Below are 24,182 nucleotides of genomic sequence, written 5' to 3' on the forward strand. Positions count from 1 at the left end.
GACGCCGGTCAGTTGGCAACGGACCGGCGGATTTTTTCATGTATGATACGCGCCCCATTTCGTTGCCCGACTGTCCGAGAACACCCCATGCAGCTTTCTTCGCTCACTGCGGTTTCCCCTGTTGACGGCCGCTACGCCGGCAAAACCCAGGCCCTGCGCCCTATTTTCAGCGAATACGGTCTGATCCGTGCTCGCGTATTGGTTGAAGTGCGCTGGCTCCAGCGCCTGGCCGCTCACCCTGCCATCAGCGAAGTGCCGGCGTTTTCCGCCGAAGCCAACGCTGTGCTCAACACCCTGGCGGAAAACTTCTCCCTGGAGCACGCCGAGCGTGTGAAAGAGATCGAGCGCACCACCAACCACGACGTCAAAGCCATCGAATACTTGCTGAAAGAGCAAGCGGCGAAGCTGCCGGAATTGGCCCAGGTCAGCGAGTTCATCCACTTTGCCTGCACCAGCGAGGACATCAACAACCTGTCCCACGCCCTGATGCTGCGCGAAGGCCGTGATGACGTCATGCTGCCGCTGATGCGCCAGACCGCTGAAGCCATCCGCGAACTGGCTATCCGTTTCGCCGATGTGCCGATGCTGTCGCGCACCCACGGCCAGCCAGCATCGCCAACGACCTTGGGCAAAGAACTGGCCAACGTGGTGTACCGCCTGGAGCGCCAGATCGCTCAGGTCGCAGCCGTGCCCCTACTGGGCAAGATCAACGGCGCCGTAGGCAACTACAACGCCCACTTGTCTGCCTACCCTGAGATCGACTGGGAAGCCAACGCCCGCGCCTTCATCGAAGACGAACTGGGCCTGGGCTTCAACCCGTACACCACGCAGATCGAACCGCACGACTACATTGCCGAGCTGTTCGACGCCATTGCGCGCTTCAACACCATCCTGATCGACTTCGATCGCGATATCTGGGGCTACATCTCCCTGGGCTACTTCAAGCAGCGCACCATTGCCGGTGAAATCGGTTCGTCGACCATGCCGCACAAGGTCAACCCGATAGACTTCGAAAACTCCGAAGGCAACCTCGGCATCGCCAACGCGCTGTTCCAGCACCTGGCCAGCAAGTTGCCGATCTCCCGCTGGCAGCGCGACCTGACGGACTCCACCGTACTGCGCAACCTCGGTGTGGGCTTCGCTCACAGCGTGATCGCCTACGAAGCCAGCCTCAAAGGCATCAGCAAGCTTGAGCTCAACGCGCAGAAGATCGCCGCTGACCTGGACGCGTGCTGGGAAGTCCTGGCCGAGCCAATCCAGACCGTGATGCGCCGCTACAACATCGAAAACCCTTACGAGAAGCTGAAAGAGTTGACGCGCGGCAAGGGCATCAGCCCCGAAGCACTGCAAACTTTCATCGACGGCCTGGACATGCCAGCCGCGGCCAAGGCCGAGCTGAAACTGCTGACCCCGGCCAACTACATCGGCAACGCTGTAGAGCAAGCCAAGCGCATCTGATTACCGCATGCCCCTTGAGACGCCCGGCCGCGCCGGGCGTTTTTATTTCAGTCTGAAAAGTGCATTTTTTCAATAGGTTACAAATGAATCCTGATATTCCTCTTCAACTTCTGGGCGGCATCACGGCACGGGAATTCCTGCGCGACTACTGGCAGAAAAAACCATTGCTGATCCGTCAGGCCATCCCTGATTTCGAAAGCCCGATCGACGCCGATGAACTGGCCGGCCTGGCCCTGGAAGAAGAAGTCGAATCGCGTCTGGTGATCGAACACGGCGAGCGTCCGTGGGAACTGCGTCGTGGCCCGTTCGCTGAAGACGCCTTCAGCACCCTGCCCGAACGTGAGTGGACCCTGCTGGTGCAGGCCGTCGACCAGTTCGTACCGGAAGTGGCCGAGCTGCTGGAGCAGTTCCGCTTTCTGCCGAGCTGGCGCATCGACGATGTGATGATCAGCTTTGCTGCCCCGGGTGGTAGCGTTGGTCCGCACTTCGACAACTACGATGTGTTCCTGCTGCAAGCCCAGGGCAAGCGCAACTGGAAGATCGGCCAGATGTGCAGCTCCGAAAGCCCGCTGCTGCAACACGCTGACCTGCGCATCCTCGCCGAATTTGAAGAAAGCGCCGAATGGGTCCTGGAACCGGGCGACATGCTCTACCTGCCGCCGCGCCTGGCGCACTTCGGCATCGCCGAAGATGACTGCATGACCTACTCGGTCGGCTTCCGCGCGCCAAGCGCTGCCGAAGTGCTGACCCACTTCACCGACTTCCTGGCCCAGTACCTGACCGACGAAGAGCGTTACACCGACGCCGACGCCCAACCCGTCAGCGACCCGCACCAGATCCAGAGCGACGCCCTCGACCGCCTCAAGAGCCTGCTGGCCGAGCACATGAGCGACGAGCGCATGCTGCTGACTTGGTTCGGCCAGTTCATGACCGAGCCACGCTACCCGGAACTGGTGGCCGGCGAAGAAGTGGGCGAAGAAGACTTCATCAGCAGCCTGCAAGACGGCGCGATCCTCGTGCGCAACCCGAGCGCGCGTATGGCCTGGTCGGAAGTGGACGACGACGTGCTGCTGTTCGCCAGCGGGCAAAGCCGTTATTTGCCGGGCAAACTGCGCGAGTTGTTGAAGCTGATCTGCGCCGCCGACGCCTTGCACGCTGAAAACCTCGGCCCATGGCTGGCGGATGAAGACGGTCGCGACCTGCTGTGCGAATTGGTCAAGCAAGGCAGCCTGGGATTTGCCGATGAATAAGATTCACGTACGTGTCGCGGACTGGCGAATGGATATCGACGAGATTCGGCGCATTCGTGAAGCGGTGTTTATCGCTGAACAATCGGTTCCACCTGAGCTGGAGTGGGACGCTGACGACGCTGGCGCCATGCACTTTCTAGCATTTGAAGGCGATTTTCCTATCGGCACTGCTCGCCTGCTGCCCAGCGGCGAGATTGGTCGCGTATCAGTGCTCAAGGACTGGCGCGGACTGAAGGTCGGCGACAAGCTGATGGAAGCTGTGATCGGCGAGGCCGAAAAACGCGGCCAGACCAAGCAGTTTCTGAGTGCGCAGGTTTATGCTGCGCCGTTCTATGAGCGGTTGGGTTTCAAGATTGTCAGTGATGAATTTCTTGAAGTCGGGATTCCGCATGTGGATATGGTGCGCGGGGACTGATCCGAAACCGCGTCGCCTGCGATAGCGATATCAGCAACACCAAAAATGCCCTGCCATGTCAGGGCATTTTGCCGTCCAGAATTCAATTTGCGACCCGCCAGGCCGACAAACTGGCAAACTCAAGCCCAAATGACTCGCAGAGATCACGGACATGTCCCTACGCACCCTGCTCACCGCCGTTCTCCTGACCACCAGCTTCGCGGCCGTGGCCGACACTGAAGTCGTCAACCTGAGCAACCGCACCAGCGCCGACCTGCTGCCTGTGGCACAGAACTTCATTGGCAAGGACGGCACCGTCAGTGCCTACGGCAACCAACTGATCGTTAACGCTGACCCCGCCAAGATCCAGGACTTGCGCGCTCTGCTCTCGCAACTGGACACCCCGACCAAGCGCTTGCTGATCACTGTCGACACCAACGAAAGCAATCAGCAGAACAGCGGCGACAGCCAGACCCGCATCATCAGCTACGGCACGACCAGCCGCGACGGCGGTATCCAGCAGATCCAGGCCAGTGAAGGTGTACCCGCCTTGATCCAGGTGGGTCAAAGCGTACCGCTCACTACCACCCAGCAAGACAGCTATGGCCGCCCGCAAAACCAGACCCAGTACCGCAACGTCACCCAGGGCTTCTACGTCACAGCCAGCGTCACCGGTGAAACCGTGCACCTGGCAATCAGTACCAACCGTGACCGCATGAGCCAGGAACGTCCCGATGTAGTGAACGTACAGAGCACCGACACAACCGTCAGTGGGCAGTTGGGCGAGTGGATTACCCTGGCCGGCATCAATCGCCAGACCCAGGCCGAAAAATCCTCTACAACCCTTAGCTACTCTACTCAGGGCCGCGACGACCTGACAGTGCGAGTCAAGGTCGACACCCTGAACTGAAGCACCAAAAACTGACTGATGAGTCGTATTAGACTAAAGATGTAGTGCTACAAAAAAAGCACTACAAAACATTTGACGATCCAAAAAAGCATGGGCATGATGGCCTCGCTCCCGCTAATCAGGGCCCTGGCAAGGGCCTTCGGATCGCTGCTCTAAGCTACCCACCTGAGCCGATTCGTGTCTGTACCGCCCACAAGGTGTGTTTGACGAGGTTGCGACTGGAACGAAGTTGTCCCGAGGGACGGAAGCTAACCAGGTAACCCGGCTACACGCTGCTGAACACCTAAGGGCCCACGACGCCTGAAGACTGTTCCTGGTCTGCCTTTACCTGCTCCCCCCTCTCGCCAATCGTTCATCCCGTCGCATTCCCCGCCAGACCCGACATGACCGCCTAAGCTTCTGGTCAGCGAGCAGCCCTGCCCACGCATTGAATGCAGGGCTGGCAAATGGATTTTTCCACCACACGAAGACGCGACGAGGTTTACTCCCATGGCACTGACACGCGAACAGCAAATTGCAGCCCTCGAGAAAGACTGGGCTGAAAACCCACGCTGGAAAGGCGTGACCCGCGCTTATTCCGCTGCTGACGTCGTCCGCCTGCGTGGCTCGGTTCAACCTGAGCACACCTTTGCAAAACTCGGCGCCGAGAAGCTGTGGAACCTGGTCACCCAAGGTGCCAAGCCTTCCTTCCGTCCCGACAAAGATTTCGTCAACTGTATGGGCGCCCTCACTGGCGGCCAGGCAGTCCAACAGGTCAAAGCCGGCATCCAGGCAATCTACCTGTCCGGCTGGCAAGTGGCGGCGGACAACAATTCCGCTGAATCCATGTACCCCGACCAATCGCTGTACCCGGTGGATTCGGTTCCAACCGTGGTCAAGCGCATCAACAACTCGTTCCGTCGTGCCGACCAGATCCAATGGAAAGCCGGTAAAGGTCCGGGCGACGAAGGCTACATCGACTACTTCGCACCCATCGTGGCTGACGCTGAAGCCGGTTTCGGCGGCGTACTGAACGCCTACGAGCTGATGAAGAGCATGATCGAGGCAGGCGCTGCCGGCGTGCACTTCGAAGACCAGCTGGCTTCGGTGAAGAAGTGCGGCCACATGGGCGGCAAGGTACTGGTGCCAACCCAGGAAGCCGTACAGAAGCTGACCGCTGCTCGCCTGGCCGCTGACGTTGCCGGCACACCGACCATCATCCTGGCGCGTACCGATGCCAACGCCGCTGACTTGCTGACCTCCGACTGCGACCCGTACGACAAGCCATTCGTGACCGGCGAACGTACCCAGGAAGGTTTCTACAAGGTTCGCGCTGGTCTCGACCAGGCAATCGCCCGCGGCCTGGCCTACGCGCCGTACGCTGACCTGATCTGGTGCGAAACCGCCAAGCCGGACCTGGACGAAGCCCGGCGTTTCGCCGAAGCGATCAAGAAGGAATACCCGGACCAACTGCTTTCGTACAACTGCTCGCCGTCCTTCAACTGGAAGAAAAACCTGGACGACGCGACCATTGCCAAGTTCCAGCGCGAACTGTCCGCCATGGGCTACAAGCACCAGTTCATCACCCTGGCCGGCATTCACAATATGTGGCACAGCATGTTCAACCTGGCGCACGACTACGCCCGCAACGACATGACCGCTTACGTGAAGCTGCAGGAGCAGGAATTCGCTGACGCCGCCAAGGGTTACACCTTTGTGGCGCACCAGCAGGAAGTGGGCACCGGCTACTTCGACGACATGACCACCGTGATCCAGGGCGGCACCTCGTCCGTGACCGCGCTGACCGGCTCGACCGAAGAAGAGCAGTTCCACTAAGTATCGAGTACACGGCCACTGCGTAACCGTTCAAAAGCTAAACGCAGTGCCGCACAACAATCACGCCCCGACTGGTTCGGGGCGTTTTTTTTTGCCTACTGAAAATCCCCCTGACGATAAAAGTCAAAATGTGTGTGGGCTTGCTCGCTCCCACAAGGGAATGCATCCAGCCTGAAGATTTAGTGCAAAACATTGATCCAGAGCGGTATTCGCCTCGATCAAATCGGTTAAAAGATCCCCGTCAGCAACTAAGTGCCCATCCACCAAGTAACAACAACTCCCGCGCCACACGAGAAACATTCGCTTAAACCCCGCGCAAACAATATTCATTATCATTTGACCCATAAAAACTTCGTTACAGGTTAAACAAAACACATTTGATTAAATGCCCGCTAATGCCCGCCCCATAAGGGCTACAGCCCCCAGAAGGTGCACTATGTGCTTATTCCATCGAATAATTTCGCTATCGGAATTTTACTTGCCCGGTGTTTAGCCATAAAATCACCGCGATTGATTGCAGTGCGACATATCGTCACTGCATCGTTACTTTTTCGAGCTCAGAGACCTTTGCTCTCTGTTAAGGATTTCTAGCATGACCGAAGCGACAGGACTCATGGCCCACAACTGGGGCTTTGCCATTTTCCTCCTCGGTGTTGTCGGCCTTTGCGCCTTCATGCTCGGCGTCTCCAGCCTCCTCGGGTCAAAAGCCTGGGGCCGCAGCAAGAATGAACCGTTCGAGTCCGGCATGCTGCCTACAGGTGGCGCCCGCTTGCGGCTCTCAGCCAAATTCTATCTGGTCGCGATGCTCTTCGTGATCTTCGATATCGAAGCCCTTTTTCTCTTTGCCTGGTCTGTGTCCGTCCGCGAAAGCGGCTGGACCGGATTCGTCGAAGCCCTCGTTTTCATAGCAATTCTGTTGGCAGGCCTTGTCTACTTGTTCCGAGTGGGCGCCCTTGATTGGGCTCCGGAAGCTCGGCGTAAGCGGCAAGCGAAGCTGAAACAATGAGGCTTTGGCGATGCAATACAATCTCACCAGGATCGACCCGGATGCTCCTAACGATCAGTACCCTATCGGCGAACGGGAAACCGTTTCCGATCCGTTAGAAGATCAAGTCCACAAAAACATCTACATGGGCAAGCTGGAAGACGTGCTGAGTGGCGCGGTCAACTGGGGGCGTAAAAACTCCCTGTGGCCGTACAACTTCGGTCTGTCCTGCTGCTACGTGGAAATGACCACCGCCTTCACGGCGCCCCACGATATCGCGCGCTTTGGCGCCGAAGTTATCCGGGCATCGCCGCGTCAGGCGGATTTCATGGTTATCGCCGGTACCTGCTTTATCAAGATGGCGCCGATCATTCAGCGTCTCTATGAGCAAATGCTCGAACCAAAATGGGTTATCTCCATGGGTTCGTGCGCCAACTCCGGTGGCATGTACGACATCTACTCAGTGGTTCAAGGGGTGGACAAGTTCCTGCCCGTGGACGTCTACGTGCCTGGCTGCCCGCCCCGCCCTGAAGCGTTCTTGCAAGGCTTGATGCTGTTGCAGGAATCAATTGGCAAGGAGCGTCGCCCGCTTTCCTGGGTCGTCGGCGATCAAGGCGTGTATCGCGCCGAGATGCCGTCGCAAAAGGAACAGCGCCGCGAACAGCGTATCGCAGTCACCAACCTGCGCAGCCCCGACGAAGTCTGATCCAGCACCGCTTCTTTTATAGAACGAAAACCTGGCTTCATTCTTTACGTTGACCGAAAGCGATAAAAAAACCATGACTACAGGCAGCGCTCTGTACATCCCGCCTTATAAGGCAGACGACCAGGATGTGGTCGTCGAACTCAATAACCGTTTTGGCCCTGACGCCTTCACCGCCCAGGCCACACGCACTGGTATGCCGGTGCTGTGGGTGGCGCGCGCCAAGCTCGTCGAAGTCCTGACCTTCCTGCGCAACCTGCCCAAGCCGTACGTCATGCTCTATGACCTGCATGGCGTGGACGAGCGTCTGCGCACCAAGCGTCAAGGCCTGCCGAGCGGCGCCGATTTCACCGTGTTCTATCACCTGCTGTCGATCGAACGTAACAGCGACGTGATGATCAAGGTCGCGCTGTCCGAAAGCGACCTGAGCGTACCGACCGTGACCGGCATCTGGCCGAACGCCAGTTGGTACGAGCGTGAAGTCTGGGACATGTTCGGTATCGACTTCCCGGGCCACCCGCACCTGACGCGCATCATGATGCCGCCCACCTGGGAAGGTCACCCGCTGCGCAAGGACTTCCCTGCACGCGCCACCGAATTCGACCCGTACAGCCTCAACCTCGCCAAGCAACAGCTTGAAGAAGAGGCCGCGCGCTTCCGTCCGGAAGACTGGGGCATGAAGCGTTCCGGCACCAACGAGGACTACATGTTCCTCAACCTGGGCCCGAACCACCCTTCGGCTCACGGTGCCTTCCGTATCATCCTGCAACTGGACGGCGAAGAAATCGTCGACTGCGTGCCGGACATCGGCTACCACCACCGTGGTGCAGAGAAGATGGCCGAACGTCAGTCGTGGCACAGCTTCATCCCGTACACCGACCGTATCGACTACCTCGGCGGCGTGATGAACAACCTGCCGTACGTGCTCTCTGTCGAGAAGCTGGCCGGCATCAAGGTTCCGGACCGCGTCGACACCATCCGCATCATGATGGCCGAGTTCTTCCGGATCACCAGCCACCTGCTGTTCCTGGGTACCTATATCCAGGACGTTGGCGCCATGACCCCGGTGTTCTTTACCTTCACCGACCGTCAGCGCGCCTACAAGGTCATCGAAGCCATCACTGGCTTCCGCCTGCACCCGGCCTGGTACCGCATCGGCGGTGTGGCCCACGACCTGCCGAACGGCTGGGAGCGCCTGGTCAAGGAATTCATCGACTGGATGCCCAAGCGTCTGGACGAGTACCAAAAGGCAGCGCTGGACAACAGCATCCTCAAAGGCCGTACCATCGGCGTCGCCCAGTACAACACCAAAGAAGCCCTGGAATGGGGCGTCACCGGTGCCGGCCTGCGTTCGACCGGCTGCGATTTCGACCTGCGTAAAGCGCGCCCGTACTCCGGCTACGAGAACTTCGAATTCGAAGTCCCGCTGGCGGCCAACGGCGATGCCTACGACCGTTGCATCGTGCGCGTCGAAGAAATGCGCCAGAGCCTGAAGATCATCGAGCAGTGCATGCGCAACATGCCGGCCGGCCCTTACAAGGCGGATCACCCGCTGACCACGCCGCCGCCGAAAGAGCGCACGCTGCAGCACATCGAAACCCTGATCACGCACTTCCTGCAAGTTTCGTGGGGCCCGGTAATGCCGGCCAACGAATCCTTCCAGATGATTGAAGCGACCAAGGGTATCAACAGTTACTACCTGACGAGCGATGGCGGCACCATGAGCTACCGCACCCGGATTCGTACTCCAAGCTTCCCGCACTTGCAGCAGATCCCTTCGGTGATCAAAGGCGAGATGGTCGCGGACTTGATTGCGTACCTGGGTAGTATCGATTTCGTTATGGCCGACGTGGACCGCTAAGCATGAATAGCACGCTTATCCAGACAGACCGTTTCACCCTGAGTGAAACCGAGCGCTCGGCCATCGAGCACGAGCTGCATCACTACGAAGACCCGCGCGCGGCGTCGATCGAAGCCTTGAAGATCGTCCAGAAGGAACGTGGCTGGGTGCCTGACGGCGCTCTCTACGCCATCGGCGAGATGCTCGGCATCCCCGCCAGCGACGTTGAAGGCGTGGCGACGTTCTACAGCCAGATCTTCCGCCAGCCGGTGGGTCGCCACATCATTCGCGTGTGCGACAGCATGGTCTGCTACATCGGCGGCCACGAGTCTGTGGTCAGCGAGATCCAGAACAAGCTGGGCATCGGCCTCGGCCAAACCACCCCGGACGGCCGCTTCACGCTGCTGCCGGTGTGCTGCCTGGGCAACTGCGACAAGGCGCCGGCGTTGATGATCGACGACGACACATTCGGTGACGTACAGCCTGCTGGCGTGACCCAATTGCTCGAGGGCTACCCATGACCCTGACATCTTTCGGCCCGGCCAACCTGATCAAGCGTTCGGCCGAGACTCACCCGCTGACCTGGCGCCTGCGTGACGACGGCGAGCCGGTGTGGCTCGACGAGTACCAGGCCAAGAACGGTTACGCCGCTGCGCGCAAAGCCTTCGCCGACATGGCCCAGGACGATATCGTCCAGACCGTGAAAGACGCCGGCCTTAAAGGCCGCGGCGGTGCAGGCTTCCCCACGGGTGTTAAGTGGGGCCTGATGCCCAAGGACGAATCCATCAACATCCGCTACCTGCTGTGCAACGCGGATGAGATGGAGCCGAACACCTGGAAAGACCGCATGCTGATGGAGCAACTGCCCCATCTGCTGATTGAAGGCATGCTGATCAGCGCCCGCGCTTTGAAAACCTACCGTGGCTACATCTTCCTGCGTGGCGAATACACCACCGCCGCCAAGCACCTCAACCGTGCGGTGCAGGAAGCCAAGGCCGCAGGCCTGTTGGGCAAGAACATCCTCGGTTCGGGTTTCGACTTCGAACTGTTCGTGCATACCGGCGCCGGGCGTTATATCTGCGGTGAAGAAACCGCACTGATCAACTCCCTCGAAGGCCGCCGCGCCAACCCGCGCTCCAAGCCGCCCTTCCCTGCCGCCGTGGGCGTGTGGGGCAAGCCGACCTGCGTGAACAACGTTGAAACCCTGTGCAACGTGCCGGCGATCATCGCCGACGGCGTCGACTGGTACAAATCGTTGGCCCGCGAAGGCAGCGAAGACATGGGCACCAAGCTCATGGGCTTCTCCGGCAAGGTCAAGAACCCTGGCCTGTGGGAACTGCCGTTCGGCGTGACCGCACGCGAGCTGTTCGAGGACTACGCCGGCGGCATGCGCGACGGCTACACCTTGAAAGCCTGGCAGCCAGGCGGCGCCGGTACCGGTTTCCTGCTGCCTGAGCACCTCGACGCACAAATGTATGCCGGCGGCATCGGCAAGGTGGGCACCCGGATGGGTACCGGCCTGGCAATGGCGGTCGACAACACGGTGAACATGGTTTCGTTGCTGCGCAACATGGAGCAGTTCTTCGCGCGTGAATCGTGCGGTTTCTGCACCCCATGCCGCGACGGCCTGCCATGGAGCGTGAAGCTGCTGATGGCCCTAGAAAATGGCGAAGGCCGCGAGGGTGATATCGAAACCCTGCTCGGCCTGGTCGGCTTCCTTGGTCCAGGCAAGACCTTCTGTGCTCACGCACCGGGCGCCGTGGAGCCATTGGGCAGCGCAATCAAATACTTCCGCTCGGAGTTCGAAGCCGGCATCGCGCCTACCAGCGCCGCCGTCCCGCCTCTGGCAAGGCCGATCGTAGTCGGCGCGTAACGCTTTAAAAGGCGAAGGGTCCGTGCCCTTCGCTTTCTCATGTGCTGACGCCTTTAGGGCTGTGTAGATGCACATGAATAACAAGATTCCATTAGCCACGCCCGCTGACAACGGGCCAACGAAGAACTTTGAACCATGGCCACTATCCACGTAGACGGCAAAGCGCTCGAAGTCGATGGGGCAGACAACCTGTTACAGGCATGTCTCTCACTAGGCCTCGACATCCCGTATTTCTGCTGGCACCCCGCGCTTGGTAGCGTCGGTGCCTGTCGCCAGTGTGCGGTCAAGCAATACACCGACGAGAACGACACCCGTGGTCGTATCGTCATGTCGTGCATGACGCCAGCCACCGACAACACCTGGATCTCCATCGACGATGAAGAATCCAAGGCGTTCCGCGCCAGTGTCGTTGAATGGCTGATGACCAACCACCCCCACGACTGCCCGGTCTGTGAGGAAGGCGGTCACTGCCACCTGCAAGACATGACGGTGATGACCGGCCACAACGAGCGCCGTTATCGCTTCACCAAGCGCACCCACCAGAACCAGCAACTGGGCCCGTTCATTTCCCACGAGATGAACCGTTGCATCGCTTGCTATCGCTGCGTGCGTTTCTATAAAGACTACGCTGGCGGCACCGACCTCGGCGTGTTCGGCGCCCACGACAACGTGTACTTCGGTCGCGTTGAAGACGGCGTGCTCGAAAGCGAATTCTCCGGCAACCTCACCGAGGTCTGCCCGACCGGTGTGTTCACCGACAAGACCCACTCCGAGCGCTACAACCGTAAATGGGACATGCAGTTCTCGCCGAGCATCTGCCATGGCTGCTCCAGCGGTTGCAACATCTCGCCGGGCGAACGCTACGGCGAACTGCGTCGCATCGAAAACCGCTTCAACGGTTCGGTCAACCAGTACTTCCTGTGCGACCGTGGCCGTTTCGGCTATGGCTACGTCAACCGCGAAGACCGCCCGCGCCAGCCACTGCTGGCCGGCGGCGCCAAGCTGAGCCTGGACGACGCGCTGGATAAAGCCGCCGAACTGCTGCGCGGCCGCAACATCGTCGGTATCGGTTCGCCACGCGCCAGCCTCGAAAGCAACTTCGCGTTGCGCGAACTGGTCGGCGCTGAGCACTTCTACAGCGGTATCGAAGCCAGTGAACTGGAGCACATCCGCCTGGTCCTGCAAGTGCTGAACGACAGCCCGTTGCCGGTTCCGAACATGCGTGACATCGAAGACCACGACGCGATCTTCGTTCTCGGTGAAGACCTGACCCAGACCGCAGCGCGTATCGCCCTGTCGCTGCGCCAGTCGGTCAAAGGCAAGGCCGAAGACATGGCCGACGCTATGCGCGTACAGCCTTGGCTCGACGCTGCGGTGAAAAACATCGGCCAGCACGCGCTGAACCCGCTGTTTATTGCAAGCATCGCTGAAACCAAGCTCGACGATATCGCCGAAGAGTGCGTACACGCAGCACCGGACGACCTGGCTCGCATCGGTTTCGCCGTGGCCCACGCCCTCGACGCCAGCGCGCCTGCCGTCGAAGGCCTGGACACTGAAGCCGTTGAACTGGCCCAGCGTATCGCCGACGCCCTGCTGGCCGCCAAACGCCCATTGATCATTGCCGGTACCTCGTTGGGTTCCAAGGCGCTGATCGAAGCCGCTGCCAACATCGCCAAAGCCTTGAAGCTGCGCGACAAGAACGGCTCCATCAGCCTGGTCGTACCGGAAGCCAACAGCCTCGGCCTGGCCATGCTCGGTGGCGAGTCCCTGGACGCGGCCCTGCAAGCCGTGATCGACGGCAACGCCGACGCCATCGTCGTGCTGGAAAACGACCTGTACACCCGCACGGATTCGGCCAAGGTCGACGCCGCGCTGGACGCTGCCAAAGTACTGATCGTTGCCGACCACCAGAAGACCGCCACCAGCGAGCGTGCCAACCTGGTGCTGCCAGCCGCTACCTTCGCCGAAGGCGACGGTACCCTGGTCAGTCAGGAAGGCCGCGCCCAGCGCTTCTTCCAAGTGTTCGACCCGAAATACATGGACGCCAGCATCCTGGTTCACGAAGGCTGGCGCTGGCTGCATGCCCTGCGCGCGACCCTGCTGAACCAGCCAATCGACTGGACCCAGCTCGACCACGTCACCGCTGCCACCGCCGCAAGCGCGCCGCAGCTGGCACGTATCGTCGATGCGGCTCCGTCCGCCGCGTTCCGCATCAAGGGCATGAAACTCGCCCGTGAGCCGCTGCGTTACTCCGGTCGTACCGCCATGCGCGCCAACATCAGCGTGCACGAACCGCGTACGCCGCAGGACCCGGACACCGCGTTCAACTTCTCGATGGAAGGTTACTCGGGTTCGGTCGAGCCACGTCAGCAGGTGCCATTTGCCTGGTCGCCGGGCTGGAACTCGCCACAGGCCTGGAACAAGTTCCAGGACGAAGTCGGTGGTCACATCCGCGCCGGCGACCCGGGCACCCGCCTGATCGAAAGCACCGGTGACTCGCTGAACTGGTTCGCGTCCGTACCGCGTCCGTTCAACCCGGCCCCGGGCACCTGGCAGGTTGTACCGTTCTTCCACCTGTTCGGCAGCGAAGAGAACTCTTCCAAGGCCGCGCCGGTTCAAGAACGCATTCCAGAAGCCTACGTGGCCCTGGCCAAGTCCGAAGCCGACCGCCTTGGCGTCAACGACGGTGCCCTGCTCAGCTTGAACGTGGCTGGCCAGACCCTGCGTCTGCCGCTGCGCATCAACGAAGCGCTGGGCGCTGGCCTGGTTGCCCTGCCGAAAGGCATCGCCGGTATTCCAGCGGCGATCTTTGGCAAAACCGTTGACGGTCTGCAGGAGGCAGCGCAATGACTTGGTTCACGCCTGAAGTGATTGACGTGATCATCTCGGTGGTCAAGGCCATCGTGATCCTGTTGGCCGTGGTCGTCGCGGGTGCTCTGCTCAGCTTCGTCGAACGTCGCCTCTTGGGCTGGTGGCAGGACCGTTACGGTCCGAACCGCGTTGGCCCTTTCGGTATGTTCCAGATCGCTGCCGACATGCTGAAAATGTTCTTCAAGGAAGACTGGACCCCGCCGTTTGCCGACAAGGTGATCTTCACCCTGGCGCCGGTCGTGGCCATGAGCGCCTTGCTGATCGCCTTTGCGGTCATCCCGATCACCCCGACCTGGGGCGTGGCGGACCTGAACATCGGCTTGCTGTTCTTCTTCGCCATGGCCGGCTTGTCGGTCTACGCGGTGCTGTTCGCGGGTTGGTCGAGTAACAACAAGTTCGCCCTGCTGGGCAGCTTGCGGGCTTCAGCCCAGACCGTGTCCTACGAAGTGTTCATGGGCCTCGCGCTGATGGGCATCGTGGTGCAGGTCGGCTCGTTCAACATGCGCGACATCGTCGAGTACCAGGCGCAGAACCTGTGGTTCATCATTCCGCAGTTCTTTGGCTTCTGTACCTTCTTCATCGCTGGCGTCGCCGTGACTCACCGTCACCCGTTCGACCAGCCGGAAGCAGAACAGGAACTGGCTGACGGTTACCACATTGAATACGCCGGCATGAAGTGGGGCATGTTCTTCGTTGGCGAGTACATCGGCATCATCTTGATCTCGGCCCTGCTGGTCACGCTGTTCTTCGGCGGCTGGCACGGACCGTTTGGCATCCTGCCGCAGTTGGCGTTCTTCTGGTTCTTCCTGAAGACCGCGTTTTTCATCATGTTGTTTATCCTGCTGCGCGCTTCCATTCCGCGTCCACGATACGACCAGGTGATGGATTTCAGCTGGCGCTTCTGCCTGCCACTGACCCTGATCAATTTGCTGGTGACTGCTGCCGTTGTGTTGTTGAACACGCCAGCGGCCGCGGTTCAGTGAGGATTTGACCCATGTTCAAATATATTGGCGACATCGTTAAGGGTACCGGTACCCAGTTGCGAAGCCTGGTGATGGTTTTCGGCCATGGCTTTCGCAAACGCGACACCCTGCAATACCCGGAAGAAGCGGTGTACCTGCCGCCGCGTTATCGCGGCCGTATCGTGCTGACCCGCGACCCCGACGGCGAAGAGCGTTGCGTAGCCTGCAACCTGTGCGCCGTGGCGTGCCCGGTGGGTTGCATCTCCCTGCAGAAAGCTGAAACCGAAGACGGTCGCTGGTACCCGGACTTCTTCCGCATCAACTTCTCGCGCTGCATTTTCTGCGGCCTCTGCGAGGAAGCTTGCCCGACCACCGCAATCCAGCTGACACCGGATTTCGAGATGGCCGAGTTCAAACGTCAGGACCTGGTGTACGAGAAAGAAGATCTGCTGATCTCTGGTCCCGGTAAAAACCCTGATTACAACTTCTATCGTGTTGCAGGTATGGCCGTTGCTGGTAAGCCGAAAGGCGCCGCGCAAAACGAAGCCGAGCCGATCAACGTGAAGAGCTTGCTGCCTTAAGGAAGAAAGATGGAATTCGCTTTCTATTTCGCGTCCGGTATTGCAGTGGTGTCCACGCTTCGCGTGATCACCAACACCAATCCTGTGCACGCCCTGCTCTACCTGATCATTTCGCTGATCGCCGTGGCCATGACCTTTTTCGCACTCGGCGCGCCGTTCGCCGGTGTGCTGGAAGTGATCGCCTACGCCGGCGCCATCATGGTGCTGTTCGTGTTTGTGGTGATGATGCTCAACCTCGGTCCGGCTTCGGTCGCCCAGGAACGCGTCTGGCTCAAGCCTGGCATCTGGCTCGGCCCAGTCATCCTCGCAGCGCTGCTGTTGGCTGAACTGCTGTATGTGCTGTTCGCTCACCAGAGCGGCCAGGCCATCGGCCACACCACCGTAGACGCCAAGGCCGTGGGCATCAGCCTGTTCGGTCCGTACCTGCTGGTGGTCGAACTGGCGTCGATGCTGCTGCTCGCCGCAGCCATCACTGCCTTCCACTTGGGCCGCAACGAAGCCAAGGAGCAATGACGATGCCTGCTATCCCTTTGGAGCATGGTCTGGCGGTCGCCGGCATCCTGTTCTGCCTTGGCCTGGTCGGCCTGATGGTTCGCCGTAACATTTTGTTCGTGTTGATGAGCCTGGAAATCATGATGAACGCCGCAGCACTGGCGTTCATCGTGGCAGGCGCACGTTGGGGCCAGCCGGATGGACAAGTGATGTTCATCTTGGTGATCAGCCTGGCAGCCGCCGAGGCCAGTATCGGCCTGGCGATCCTGCTGCAACTGTATCGTCGCTTCCACACGCTTGATATCGACGCTGCCAGTGAGATGCGCGGATGAACATGATCTTTCTGACTTTCGTATTCCCCCTGATCGGTTTCCTGCTGCTGTCGTTCTCTCGCGGGCGCCTGTCGGAAAATGTGTCTGCCTTAATTGGTGTGGGTTCCATTGGCCTGTCGGCCATCGTTGCTGCCTACGTGATCTGGCAATTCAACGTGGCGCCGCCGGAAGGCGGCCACTACACCCTGGTGCTGTGGCAGTGGATGTCTGTGGAGGGTTTCAAGCCAAACTTCGCCCTCTATGTCGACGGCCTGTCGATCACCATGCTCGGCGTGGTCGTCGGTGTGGGCTTCCTGATCCACCTGTTCGCATCCTGGTACATGCGCGGTGAAGCCGGTTACTCGCGCTTCTTCTCGTACACCAACCTGTTTATCGCCAGCATGCTGTTCCTGGTACTGGGCGATAACCTGTTGTTCCTGTACTTCGGTTGGGAAGGCGTGGGCCTGTGCTCGTACCTGTTGATCGGTTTCTACTACAGCAACCGCAACAACGGTAACGCCGCACTCAAGGCCTTTATCGTTACCCGCATCGGCGACGTGTTCATGGCCATCGGCCTGTTCATCCTGTTCCAACAGGTGGGCACGCTGAACATCCAGGAACTGCTGGTGCTGGCACCGCAGAAATTCCAGGTCGGCGACTTCTGGATCACCCTGGCCACCCTGATGCTGCTGGGCGGCGCTGTCGGTAAATCCGCGCAACTGCCGCTGCAAACCTGGCTGGCGGACGCGATGGCCGGTCCTACCCCGGTTTCCGCACTGATTCACGCGGCAACCATGGTGACTGCGGGTGTGTACCTGATCGCGCGTACTCACGGCCTGTTCACCCTGGCGCCGGATATCCTGCACCTGGTGGGCGTAGTGGGCGGCGTGACCCTGGTACTGGCCGGCTTTGCCGCGCTGGTTCAAACCGACATCAAGCGTATTCTCGCCTACTCGACCATGAGCCAGATCGGCTACATGTTCCTGGCCCTGGGCGTTGGTGCCTGGGACGCGGCGATCTTCCACCTGATGACCCACGCCTTCTTCAAGGCCCTGCTGTTCCTTGCGTCCGGTGCGGTGATTGTTGCCTGCCACCACGAGCAGAACATCTTCAAGATGGGCGGCCTGTGGAAGAAACTGCCACTGGCCTACGCCAGCTTCATCGTCGGTGGCGCCGCCCTCGCAGCCCTGCCGCTCGTGACCGCCGGTTTCTACTCGAAAGACGAAATCCTCTGGGAAGCCTTTGCCAGCGGTAACCAGAACCTGCTGTACGCAGGCCTGGTGGGTGCGTTCATGACCTCGCTGTACACCTTCCGCCTGATCTTCATCACCTTCCACGGTGAAGCCAAGACCGAAGCACACGCAGGCCATGGCATTTCGCATTGGTTGCCTTTGTCGGTACTGATCATCCTGTCGACCTTCATCGGCGCACTGATCACGCCACCCCTGGCCGGTGTACTGCCGGAAAGCGCTGGCCATGCCGGCGGCGCTGCCAAGCACAGCCTGGAAATCGCCTCGGGCGCCATCGCCATCGCGGGTATCCTGCTGGCGGCCCTGCTGTTCCTGGGTAAACGTCGCTTCGTGACGGCCGTTGCCAACAGTGGCATTGGTCGTTTCCTATCGGCCTGGTGGTTCGCTGCCTGGGGCTTCGATTGGCTCTACGACAAACTGTTCGTCAAGCCTTACCTCGCCATCAGCCACGTACTGCGTAAAGACCCGCTCGACCAGACCATCGGTTTGATCCCACGTGCCGCCAAGGCCGGTCACACCGCCCTGAGTCGCAGCGAAACGGGCCAATTGCGTTGGTATGCAGCGTCCATGGCGGCCGGTGCCGTGCTGGTGATCGGCGCCATCGTCGTGGTAGCGGCCTGACTATGTTTGATTGCACTGCCAACTTTGCGAACTTGCGAAAGGAAACGAGCCTGTCATGATTCTGCCCTGGCTAATCCTGATCCCCTTTATCGGCGGCCTGCTCTGCTGGATGGGTGAACGCTTCGGCGCCACCCTCCCCCGCTGGATTGCGTTGCTGACCATGTCCCTGGAACTCGCACTCGGCCTCTGGCTGTGGGCCCATGGCGACTATTCATTTGCTCCGGCACCGGGTGCCGATCCAACCTTCGCGCTTGAGTTCAAGCACGTGTGGATCCAGCGCTTCGGCATCAACGTGCACCTGGCCCTCGACGGCCTGTCGTTGTTGATGATCCTGCTGACCGGCCTGCTGGGTATCCTTTCGGTACTCTGCTCCTGGAAAGAGATCCAGCGTCACGTGGGCTTCTTCCACCTGAACCTGATGTGGATCCTGGGCGGCGTTGTCGGCGTGTTCCTCGCCCTCGACCTGTTCATGTTCTTCTTCTTCTGGGAAATGATGCTGGTGCCGATGTACTTCCTCATCGCGCTCTGGGGTCACAGTTCTTCGGACGGCAAGAAAACCCGGATCTACGCGGCGACCAAGTTCTTCATCTTCACTCAGGCTTCCGGCCTGATCATGTTGGTGGCGATCCTGGGCCTGGTACTGGTCAACTTCAACAGCACGGGCGTGATTACGTTCAACTACGCCGACCTGTTGAAAACCAAGATGTCCCTGACCACCGAGTACATCCTGATGTTGGGCTTCTTCATCGCATTCGCGGTGAAGCTGCCGGTGGTGCCGTTCCACTCCTGGCTGCCGGATGCCCACGCACAGGCGCCGACTGCCGGTTCCGTGGACTTGGCTGGTATTCTGTTGAAGACTGCGGCCTACGGCCTGCTGCGTTTCGCCCTGCCGCTCTTCCCGAACGCCTCGGCCGAGTTCGCGCCGATCGCCATGACGCTGGGTCTGATCGGGATCTTCTACGGCGCGTTCCTGGCCTTCGCACAAACCGACATCAAGCGTCTGATTGCCTTCTCGTCCGTTTCCCACATGGGCTTCGTACTGATCGGCATCTACTCCGGCAGCCAGTTGGCATTGCAAGGCGCCGTGATCCAGATGTTGGCCCATGGTGTCTCGGCCGCTGCACTCTTTATCCTGAGTGGCCAGCTGTACGAACGCCTGCACACCCGTGACATGCGGGAAATGGGTGGCGTGTGGTCGCGCATCGCTTACCTGCCGGCGATCAGCCTGTTCTTTGCCGCCGCGTCGCTGGGCTTGCCGGGTACCGGTAACTTCATCGGCGAGTTCCTGATCCTGATGGGTGCCTTCGTGCAAACACCGTGGATCAGTGCGATTGCTACCTCCGGCCTAGTGTTTGGTTCGGTCTACTCACTGATCATGATCCACCGCGCCTACTTCGGCCCGGCCAAGTCCGACACCGTCCTGCAAGGGATGGATGCTCGCGAACTGATCATGGTGCTCGGCCTTGCGGTACTGCTGATCTACATCGGCGTGTACCCGCAACCGTTCCTGGACACTTCTGCCGCGACGATGCATGGCGTGCAGCAGTGGTTCGGCACCGCCTTCTCTCAACTCGCTTCGGCCCGGTAAGAGCGCTATGGAATTCACGATCCAACACTTTATCGCGCTTGCGCCGCTGCTGATTACCAGCCTCACCATCGTGGTGGTGATGCTGGCAATCGCCTGGCGCCGCAATCACTCACAAACGTTCCTGCTGTCGTGTGCCGGTCTCAACCTGGCCCTGCTGTCGATCATTCCGGCCCTCAAGGTCGCACCACTGGCGGTCACGCCACTGATGATGGTCGATGACTTCGCGCTGCTGTACATCGCGTTGATCCTGGTCGCGACCCTGGCCTGCGTCACCCTCGCCCACGCCTACCTCGGCGAAGGCGGCACCGGCTACCCGGGCAACAAGGAAGAGCTGTACCTGCTGATCCTGCTGGCTGCGGCCGGCGGTATCGTGCTGGTCAGCGCTCAGCACCTGGCCGGCTTGTTCATCGGCCTGGAACTGCTGTCGATCCCGACCTATGGCCTGGTGGCCTACGCCTTCTTCAACAAGCGCTCGCTGGAAGCCGGCATCAAGTACATGGTGCTGTCGGCCGCCGGTTCCGCGTTCCTGTTGTTCGGTATGGCCCTGCTCTACGCCGAAGCTGGCAGCCTGAGCTTCACCGGCATCGGGCACGCGCTGGCGGCGACCAGCATGCCTGCGCCGATTGCCCAACTGGGCCTGGCCATGATGCTGATCGGCCTGGCGTTCAAGCTGTCTCTGGTGCCGTTCCACTTGTGGACCCCGGACGTGTACGAAGGCGCCCCGGCGCCGGTGGCAGCGTTCCTGGCGACCGCGTCGAAAGTGGCCGTGTTTGCGGTGATGGTGCGGCTGTTCCAGATCTCCCCCGCCGCCAACACCGGCGTGCTGAGCGACGTGCTGACCGTGATCGCCATTGCTTCGATCCTGTTCGGTAACCTGCTGGCCCTGACCCAGAACAACCTCAAGCGTCTGCTGGGTTACTCCTCCATCGCTCACTTCGGTTACCTGCTGATCGCCCTGGTGGCGAGCAAGGGCCTGGCCGTGGAAGCCATGGGCGTGTACCTGGTCACCTACGTGATCACCAGCCTCGGCGCATTCGGCGTGATCACGCTGATGTCCTCGCCGTTCAAAGGCCGTGACGCCGACGCGCTGTACGAATACCGCGGCCTGTTCTGGCGCCGTCCGTACCTGACTGCCGTACTCACCGTGATGATGCTGTCCCTGGCGGGTATCCCCCTGACTGCGGGCTTTATCGGCAAGTTCTACATCGTGGCGACCGGTGTTCAAGCGCATGAATGGTGGCTGGTTGCATCGCTGGTGCTAGGCTCCGCCATCGGCGTGTTCTACTACCTGCGCGTGATGGTCACCCTGTACCTGATCGAGCCAAACCTGCGCCGTGTGGACGCCGAGCTGCACTGGGAACAGAAGGCAGGCGGCGTGATGCTGCTGGCCATTGCCCTGCTCGCGTTCTTCCTGGGCGTGTACCCACAACCGTTGCTCACCCTGGTGCAGCACGCGGTGCTGGGCGTTTGATCGCTTAGCGGGATGCAGTAAACAAAAACGGCGCCTTCGGGCGCCGTTTTTGCGTTATGGGGAAGAGCCAGGACACTGCGGCGTGCGGATTGGTGCGGTACTTGAGGTCCACGGTGTCGCTGCCAAGTCATCTACCTTGAGCCTGGTGCGGCCATCGATAGTGCGACGGGCGCCCACAGGGTGTAATTGCTCTGGCCGTCGAAGCTCAGGCGATAAGGTTCGTGCGCCGTGGCCTGCGGGCGTCAGCACGCAGGTTGTCATTTTGAATGAACCTTTTTGAACGCTCCCGTATCCATCTATAACAACACAGGGAGGCAACATGAGTACCGCAAAAATCTACACCATCAACTACCAACTGCACGGTCAACGGAAGTCCTTTGTGGTGCGCGCCGAAGTGATGAACAACGCCGAGGCATGGCACTGGGCGGCCGTTGATGCCGACATTGCGCATGTCAGTCGCGTGGGTCGAGTCGGCCACGAACAAGTGAAGAAAACTACCCGGCCTTGGGCGGAGAAATTCGGCATTACCGACGTCATCTGGATCGCACCCAAATAAACAAAAGCCCCGCACAAAGGCGGGGCTCGATTCAAGGCTTCAAGTCGCCCAACGGATCGTAGGGCGGCTTTTTTTCGGCCTGGTCTTTCTTGTCCTTGTCCAGCGGTGCAATGGCAGGGCCGATGGGGTCGACCTGTGGGTCTGCCACATCCGGCGAATCCGGGTCGAAGCCCAATTCATCCTTACCGCTGGCATGCTCGTCTGAAGACGGACCTTTCGGTGGGTTATTCACGGCGATCTCCTTGTTTAGAGCGGGCGGGCTTTGTCGTGAAGGTTTTCCAGGTCTTCCTCGACGCGTTCCACGTCGTGGTGCTGACGCTCCGCCGGATCGTTGGGGCGCAACGCATCGTTGTCACGCTCCTCTTCACCCGGTGTGCGGTCAGGGTTCGGGGTGCCGGGCGGCGGCTGCTTGTAGTCGGACATGCTGGTTCACCTCAAAGGGTCTACACAGATTTAGAGAAACCGCTGTGCGCCATCGTTCAACTTGTTTGCCCAAGCGTGAGATGATGCCCGCCCCTTCTGGAGAAACGACCCGGATGTTCGAGCTCAAACCCTGCGACCCTGTCACCTTTCGCCAGCAGACCCGGCGCAGTACGCTGATCGTGGCGGTGCTCTTCCTGGCCCTGGGTATGCTGCTGTCGAGCCTGGCAGTGATGCTGTTCGGCGAGCCCGGCGGTGATAACTTCCGCTTCAATGTCGGCGGCGTCTTCGCGGGGGTGCTGATCACTTTGGCCCTGGTGCGCGGGCCGTTCTGGACCCAGCCTTGGCTGGCGTCGGCGGTGTACGGTTGGCAACTCAAGCGCAGCCTGATGAGCGTGACCAATGTGATGCACAAGGTCACCGAGCGGGCCCAGGCCAATGACCCGACGGCGATCAAGGTGCTGCGTTTTTATCACCTGGGCCTGACGCAAATGGATGAGTTGGACGCCAACTCCAGCGCTCAGGCGCAATTGGTTGGTGAGGCCGAGGCCCATAAGGCCAAGATGCACGCGTTGGGCATGGACACCGAGCAAACCCGTTTCGATCCGGCCTGGCTGCAAAGCTTCAAAACCCCTTGAATCATTGCGCTGAGCATGGCACTTCGCTACGAAACAGCGCCGTACCTGCATAGATAAACAGCAGGACGATCGCGATAATCAAGGCGGTAAATTCGCGTGGAACGTCCGACTTTTTTTCAGCACCAGCAGGCAACCGGGCTCACAGCCGCCGAGCCGGTACGTAGCTGCCCCCCTCGCACATGTTCAGTGGCTTGCAGTGACGAACAGTGCACTCAGGTCCAGATGCCCCTCCTTGATTGGTGGGCACCAGTAGTATCCACCGGTCAGCGGCGTGCTGATGCGATACAACCCATCGACAATCCCATCTTCCAGGCCGCTCATGCGGCGCAGTTGCGCTTCAAACGCATCAAAGGAATGACCAAACGCAAGAAACATCAACCCGGCCTGGCCATTCTCGGCCCATGGCATGGAACGGCGTACCACGAAGGCTTGCGGGGTAAAGCTTTCCTGGGCGGTGCGTTTGGTGTGGGAAGACTCGGGGGCGTCGTCGAGTTCTTCGTTGTCGCCGTGGCGACGGCCGATGATGTGGTCGCGCTCTTGCGCAGGCAAGGCGGCGAAGGCGTCGAGGTCGTGCTGCCACTGCTGGATCGCGGCAAAACTGGCGCCGCTGTCGGTCAGGGCCGCTTCAACCGCTGCGTCGTCATGGGGGTTTTCAGTGCCGTCTTCGTAGTCGGTCAGGTCGAAGCCGGTTTTGTAGCGGAAACCTTCGGTCGTCTGCACCAGGCGAAACGCCGGGGCCAGGGCCTTTTCAAACGCGCGACTGCGCAACAGCAGTTCACCACGATCCACACCGTGCAACCACACCCACAGTGCTTGCTGTGTCGACGGGTTATGCGCGCCCGGCCCACTGACGGTGGGGAATGTGCGCAGGCCTTCAATCCGTGCGCCCAGCGCGTTTACCAGCAGATCGCCAAAACCGACCACTGCCGCCGAATCGGCCAACTGCACCAACGCATCCAGCGCTGCGGGAACGGCGGCCAGGGAATCCACGGCAAAAAACAGATGGCGTGCCTGCAACGGCACCGGTGCGGCAAAAATGCCCGGCTGGTACTGACTCATGTGAACGCCTTCAAGAAAGCCGCCAAGTTTACCCGGCCAGCGCGGGCTTGTGCTCAAGGTTTTCCAGGTCACCGGGCTGCTCTGATGCGGCTGGCCCTTGCCACGCCGCCCTTGGATGGGTGACTCTCTAGTCA

The 24,182-nt window shown here is 60.2% G+C and carries 23 protein-coding genes; 20 read left to right on the forward strand and 3 right to left on the reverse strand.

What is annotated here, in order from left to right:
• Nucleotides 1–87: 87 nt before the first annotated feature.
• The 19 genes from purB (at nucleotide 88) to AACY08_RS01195 (ending at nucleotide 21,931) form a co-directional block, all read left to right on the forward strand.
• Nucleotides 88–1,458, forward strand: coding sequence for an adenylosuccinate lyase (purB, locus tag AACY08_RS01105; RefSeq protein WP_032889684.1), 1,371 nt, complete (start codon nucleotides 88–90; stop codon nucleotides 1,456–1,458).
• An 83-nt stretch (nucleotides 1,459–1,541) separates the two neighbouring features.
• Nucleotides 1,542–2,708 carry a ribosomal protein uL16 3-hydroxylase gene (locus AACY08_RS01110; RefSeq protein WP_049712673.1) on the forward strand — a complete coding sequence of 389 codons (1,167 nt, stop codon included), beginning with the start codon at nucleotides 1,542–1,544 and terminating at the stop codon, nucleotides 2,706–2,708.
• Nucleotides 2,701–3,123 carry a GNAT family N-acetyltransferase gene (locus AACY08_RS01115; protein ID WP_339417882.1) on the forward strand — a complete coding sequence of 141 codons (423 nt, stop codon included), beginning with the start codon at nucleotides 2,701–2,703 and terminating at the stop codon, nucleotides 3,121–3,123. Before AACY08_RS01110 ends, AACY08_RS01115 begins: the two co-directional genes overlap by 8 nt.
• Nucleotides 3,124–3,274: 151 nt before the next feature.
• Complete coding sequence (locus AACY08_RS01120) at nucleotides 3,275–4,012, forward strand: secretin N-terminal domain-containing protein (protein WP_339467438.1); 738 nt, start codon at nucleotides 3,275–3,277, stop codon at nucleotides 4,010–4,012.
• A gap of 489 nt (nucleotides 4,013–4,501) precedes the next feature.
• Nucleotides 4,502–5,827 (forward strand): isocitrate lyase, encoded by a 1,326-nt coding sequence (gene aceA / locus AACY08_RS01125; protein WP_339417886.1) that lies wholly within the window; start codon nucleotides 4,502–4,504, stop codon nucleotides 5,825–5,827.
• 592 nt (nucleotides 5,828–6,419) lie between these two features.
• Nucleotides 6,420–6,833: an NADH-quinone oxidoreductase subunit A gene (locus tag AACY08_RS01130; RefSeq protein WP_003219575.1), complete on the forward strand. Its 414-nt coding sequence runs from the start codon at nucleotides 6,420–6,422 to the stop codon at nucleotides 6,831–6,833.
• 10 nt (nucleotides 6,834–6,843) lie between these two features.
• Nucleotides 6,844–7,518: a NuoB/complex I 20 kDa subunit family protein gene (locus tag AACY08_RS01135; RefSeq protein ID WP_012724951.1), complete on the forward strand. Its 675-nt coding sequence runs from the start codon at nucleotides 6,844–6,846 to the stop codon at nucleotides 7,516–7,518.
• Between the two features lie 73 nt (nucleotides 7,519–7,591).
• On the forward strand, nucleotides 7,592–9,376 hold the full coding sequence (gene nuoC / locus AACY08_RS01140) for an NADH-quinone oxidoreductase subunit C/D (protein WP_065872063.1): 1,785 nt from the start codon (nucleotides 7,592–7,594) through the stop codon (nucleotides 9,374–9,376).
• Nucleotides 9,377–9,378: 2 nt separating this feature from the next.
• Nucleotides 9,379–9,876 (forward strand): NADH-quinone oxidoreductase subunit NuoE, encoded by a 498-nt coding sequence (gene nuoE / locus AACY08_RS01145; RefSeq protein ID WP_049712670.1) that lies wholly within the window; start codon nucleotides 9,379–9,381, stop codon nucleotides 9,874–9,876.
• Nucleotides 9,873–11,228, forward strand: a complete 1,356-nt coding sequence (nuoF, locus tag AACY08_RS01150; RefSeq protein WP_065872061.1) for an NADH-quinone oxidoreductase subunit NuoF — start codon at nucleotides 9,873–9,875, stop codon at nucleotides 11,226–11,228. The genes nuoE and nuoF overlap by 4 nt, the downstream gene beginning before the upstream one ends.
• A gap of 135 nt (nucleotides 11,229–11,363) precedes the next feature.
• The gene (nuoG, locus tag AACY08_RS01155; protein WP_339467440.1) at nucleotides 11,364–14,078 is read left to right on the forward strand and encodes an NADH-quinone oxidoreductase subunit NuoG; all 2,715 of its coding nucleotides are present in this window, start codon (nucleotides 11,364–11,366) and stop codon (nucleotides 14,076–14,078) included.
• Nucleotides 14,075–15,082: an NADH-quinone oxidoreductase subunit NuoH gene (gene nuoH, locus AACY08_RS01160; RefSeq protein WP_012724954.1), complete on the forward strand. Its 1,008-nt coding sequence runs from the start codon at nucleotides 14,075–14,077 to the stop codon at nucleotides 15,080–15,082. The genes nuoG and nuoH overlap by 4 nt, the downstream gene beginning before the upstream one ends.
• 11 nt (nucleotides 15,083–15,093) lie before the next feature.
• Nucleotides 15,094–15,642 (forward strand): NADH-quinone oxidoreductase subunit NuoI, encoded by a 549-nt coding sequence (nuoI, locus tag AACY08_RS01165; RefSeq protein ID WP_003174725.1) that lies wholly within the window; start codon nucleotides 15,094–15,096, stop codon nucleotides 15,640–15,642.
• 9 nt (nucleotides 15,643–15,651) lie between these two features.
• A complete protein-coding gene (gene nuoJ, locus AACY08_RS01170) occupies nucleotides 15,652–16,155 on the forward strand; it encodes an NADH-quinone oxidoreductase subunit J (protein WP_049712667.1) in 504 nt (167 codons plus the stop codon).
• A gap of 2 nt (nucleotides 16,156–16,157) precedes the next feature.
• The gene (nuoK, locus tag AACY08_RS01175) at nucleotides 16,158–16,466 is read left to right on the forward strand and encodes an NADH-quinone oxidoreductase subunit NuoK (RefSeq protein ID WP_003174727.1); all 309 of its coding nucleotides are present in this window, start codon (nucleotides 16,158–16,160) and stop codon (nucleotides 16,464–16,466) included.
• Complete coding sequence (gene nuoL / locus AACY08_RS01180) at nucleotides 16,463–18,316, forward strand: NADH-quinone oxidoreductase subunit L (protein ID WP_339427839.1); 1,854 nt, start codon at nucleotides 16,463–16,465, stop codon at nucleotides 18,314–18,316. Before nuoK ends, nuoL begins: the two co-directional genes overlap by 4 nt.
• Nucleotides 18,317–18,371: 55 nt before the next feature.
• Nucleotides 18,372–19,904, forward strand: a complete 1,533-nt coding sequence (gene nuoM / locus AACY08_RS01185; RefSeq protein ID WP_049712665.1) for an NADH-quinone oxidoreductase subunit M — start codon at nucleotides 18,372–18,374, stop codon at nucleotides 19,902–19,904.
• 7 nt (nucleotides 19,905–19,911) lie between these two features.
• A complete protein-coding gene (gene nuoN / locus AACY08_RS01190) occupies nucleotides 19,912–21,375 on the forward strand; it encodes an NADH-quinone oxidoreductase subunit NuoN (protein WP_049712664.1) in 1,464 nt (487 codons plus the stop codon).
• 319 nt (nucleotides 21,376–21,694) lie between these two features.
• On the forward strand, nucleotides 21,695–21,931 hold the full coding sequence (locus tag AACY08_RS01195; RefSeq protein WP_339417897.1) for a DUF6555 family protein: 237 nt from the start codon (nucleotides 21,695–21,697) through the stop codon (nucleotides 21,929–21,931).
• Nucleotides 21,932–21,962: 31 nt separating this feature from the next.
• On the opposite strand, the gene AACY08_RS01200 is transcribed toward AACY08_RS01195, so the two are convergent.
• Both AACY08_RS01200 and AACY08_RS01205 read right to left on the reverse strand, forming a co-directional pair.
• Complete coding sequence (locus tag AACY08_RS01200; protein ID WP_314566665.1) at nucleotides 21,963–22,163, reverse strand: DUF6021 family protein; 201 nt, start codon at nucleotides 22,161–22,163, stop codon at nucleotides 21,963–21,965.
• A 14-nt stretch (nucleotides 22,164–22,177) separates the two neighbouring features.
• Nucleotides 22,178–22,354, reverse strand: a complete 177-nt coding sequence (locus tag AACY08_RS01205) for a hypothetical protein (RefSeq protein WP_339467442.1) — start codon at nucleotides 22,352–22,354, stop codon at nucleotides 22,178–22,180.
• 113 nt (nucleotides 22,355–22,467) lie between these two features.
• Here AACY08_RS01205 and AACY08_RS01210 point away from each other — a divergent pair, with 113 nt between their 5' ends.
• Nucleotides 22,468–22,989 (forward strand): DUF3087 family protein, encoded by a 522-nt coding sequence (locus AACY08_RS01210; protein WP_339467444.1) that lies wholly within the window; start codon nucleotides 22,468–22,470, stop codon nucleotides 22,987–22,989.
• Between the two features lie 183 nt (nucleotides 22,990–23,172).
• Here AACY08_RS01210 and AACY08_RS01215 read toward each other — a convergent pair whose 3' ends face one another.
• Nucleotides 23,173–24,048: a Dyp-type peroxidase gene (locus AACY08_RS01215; protein WP_339467738.1), complete on the reverse strand. Its 876-nt coding sequence runs from the start codon at nucleotides 24,046–24,048 to the stop codon at nucleotides 23,173–23,175.
• Between the last annotated feature and the right edge of the window lie 134 nt (nucleotides 24,049–24,182).

Origin of the sequence: Pseudomonas sp. EL_65y_Pfl1_R83 (genome assembly GCF_963970695.1) — a bacterium.
Lineage (GTDB): Bacteria > Pseudomonadota > Gammaproteobacteria > Pseudomonadales > Pseudomonadaceae > Aquipseudomonas > Aquipseudomonas tritici.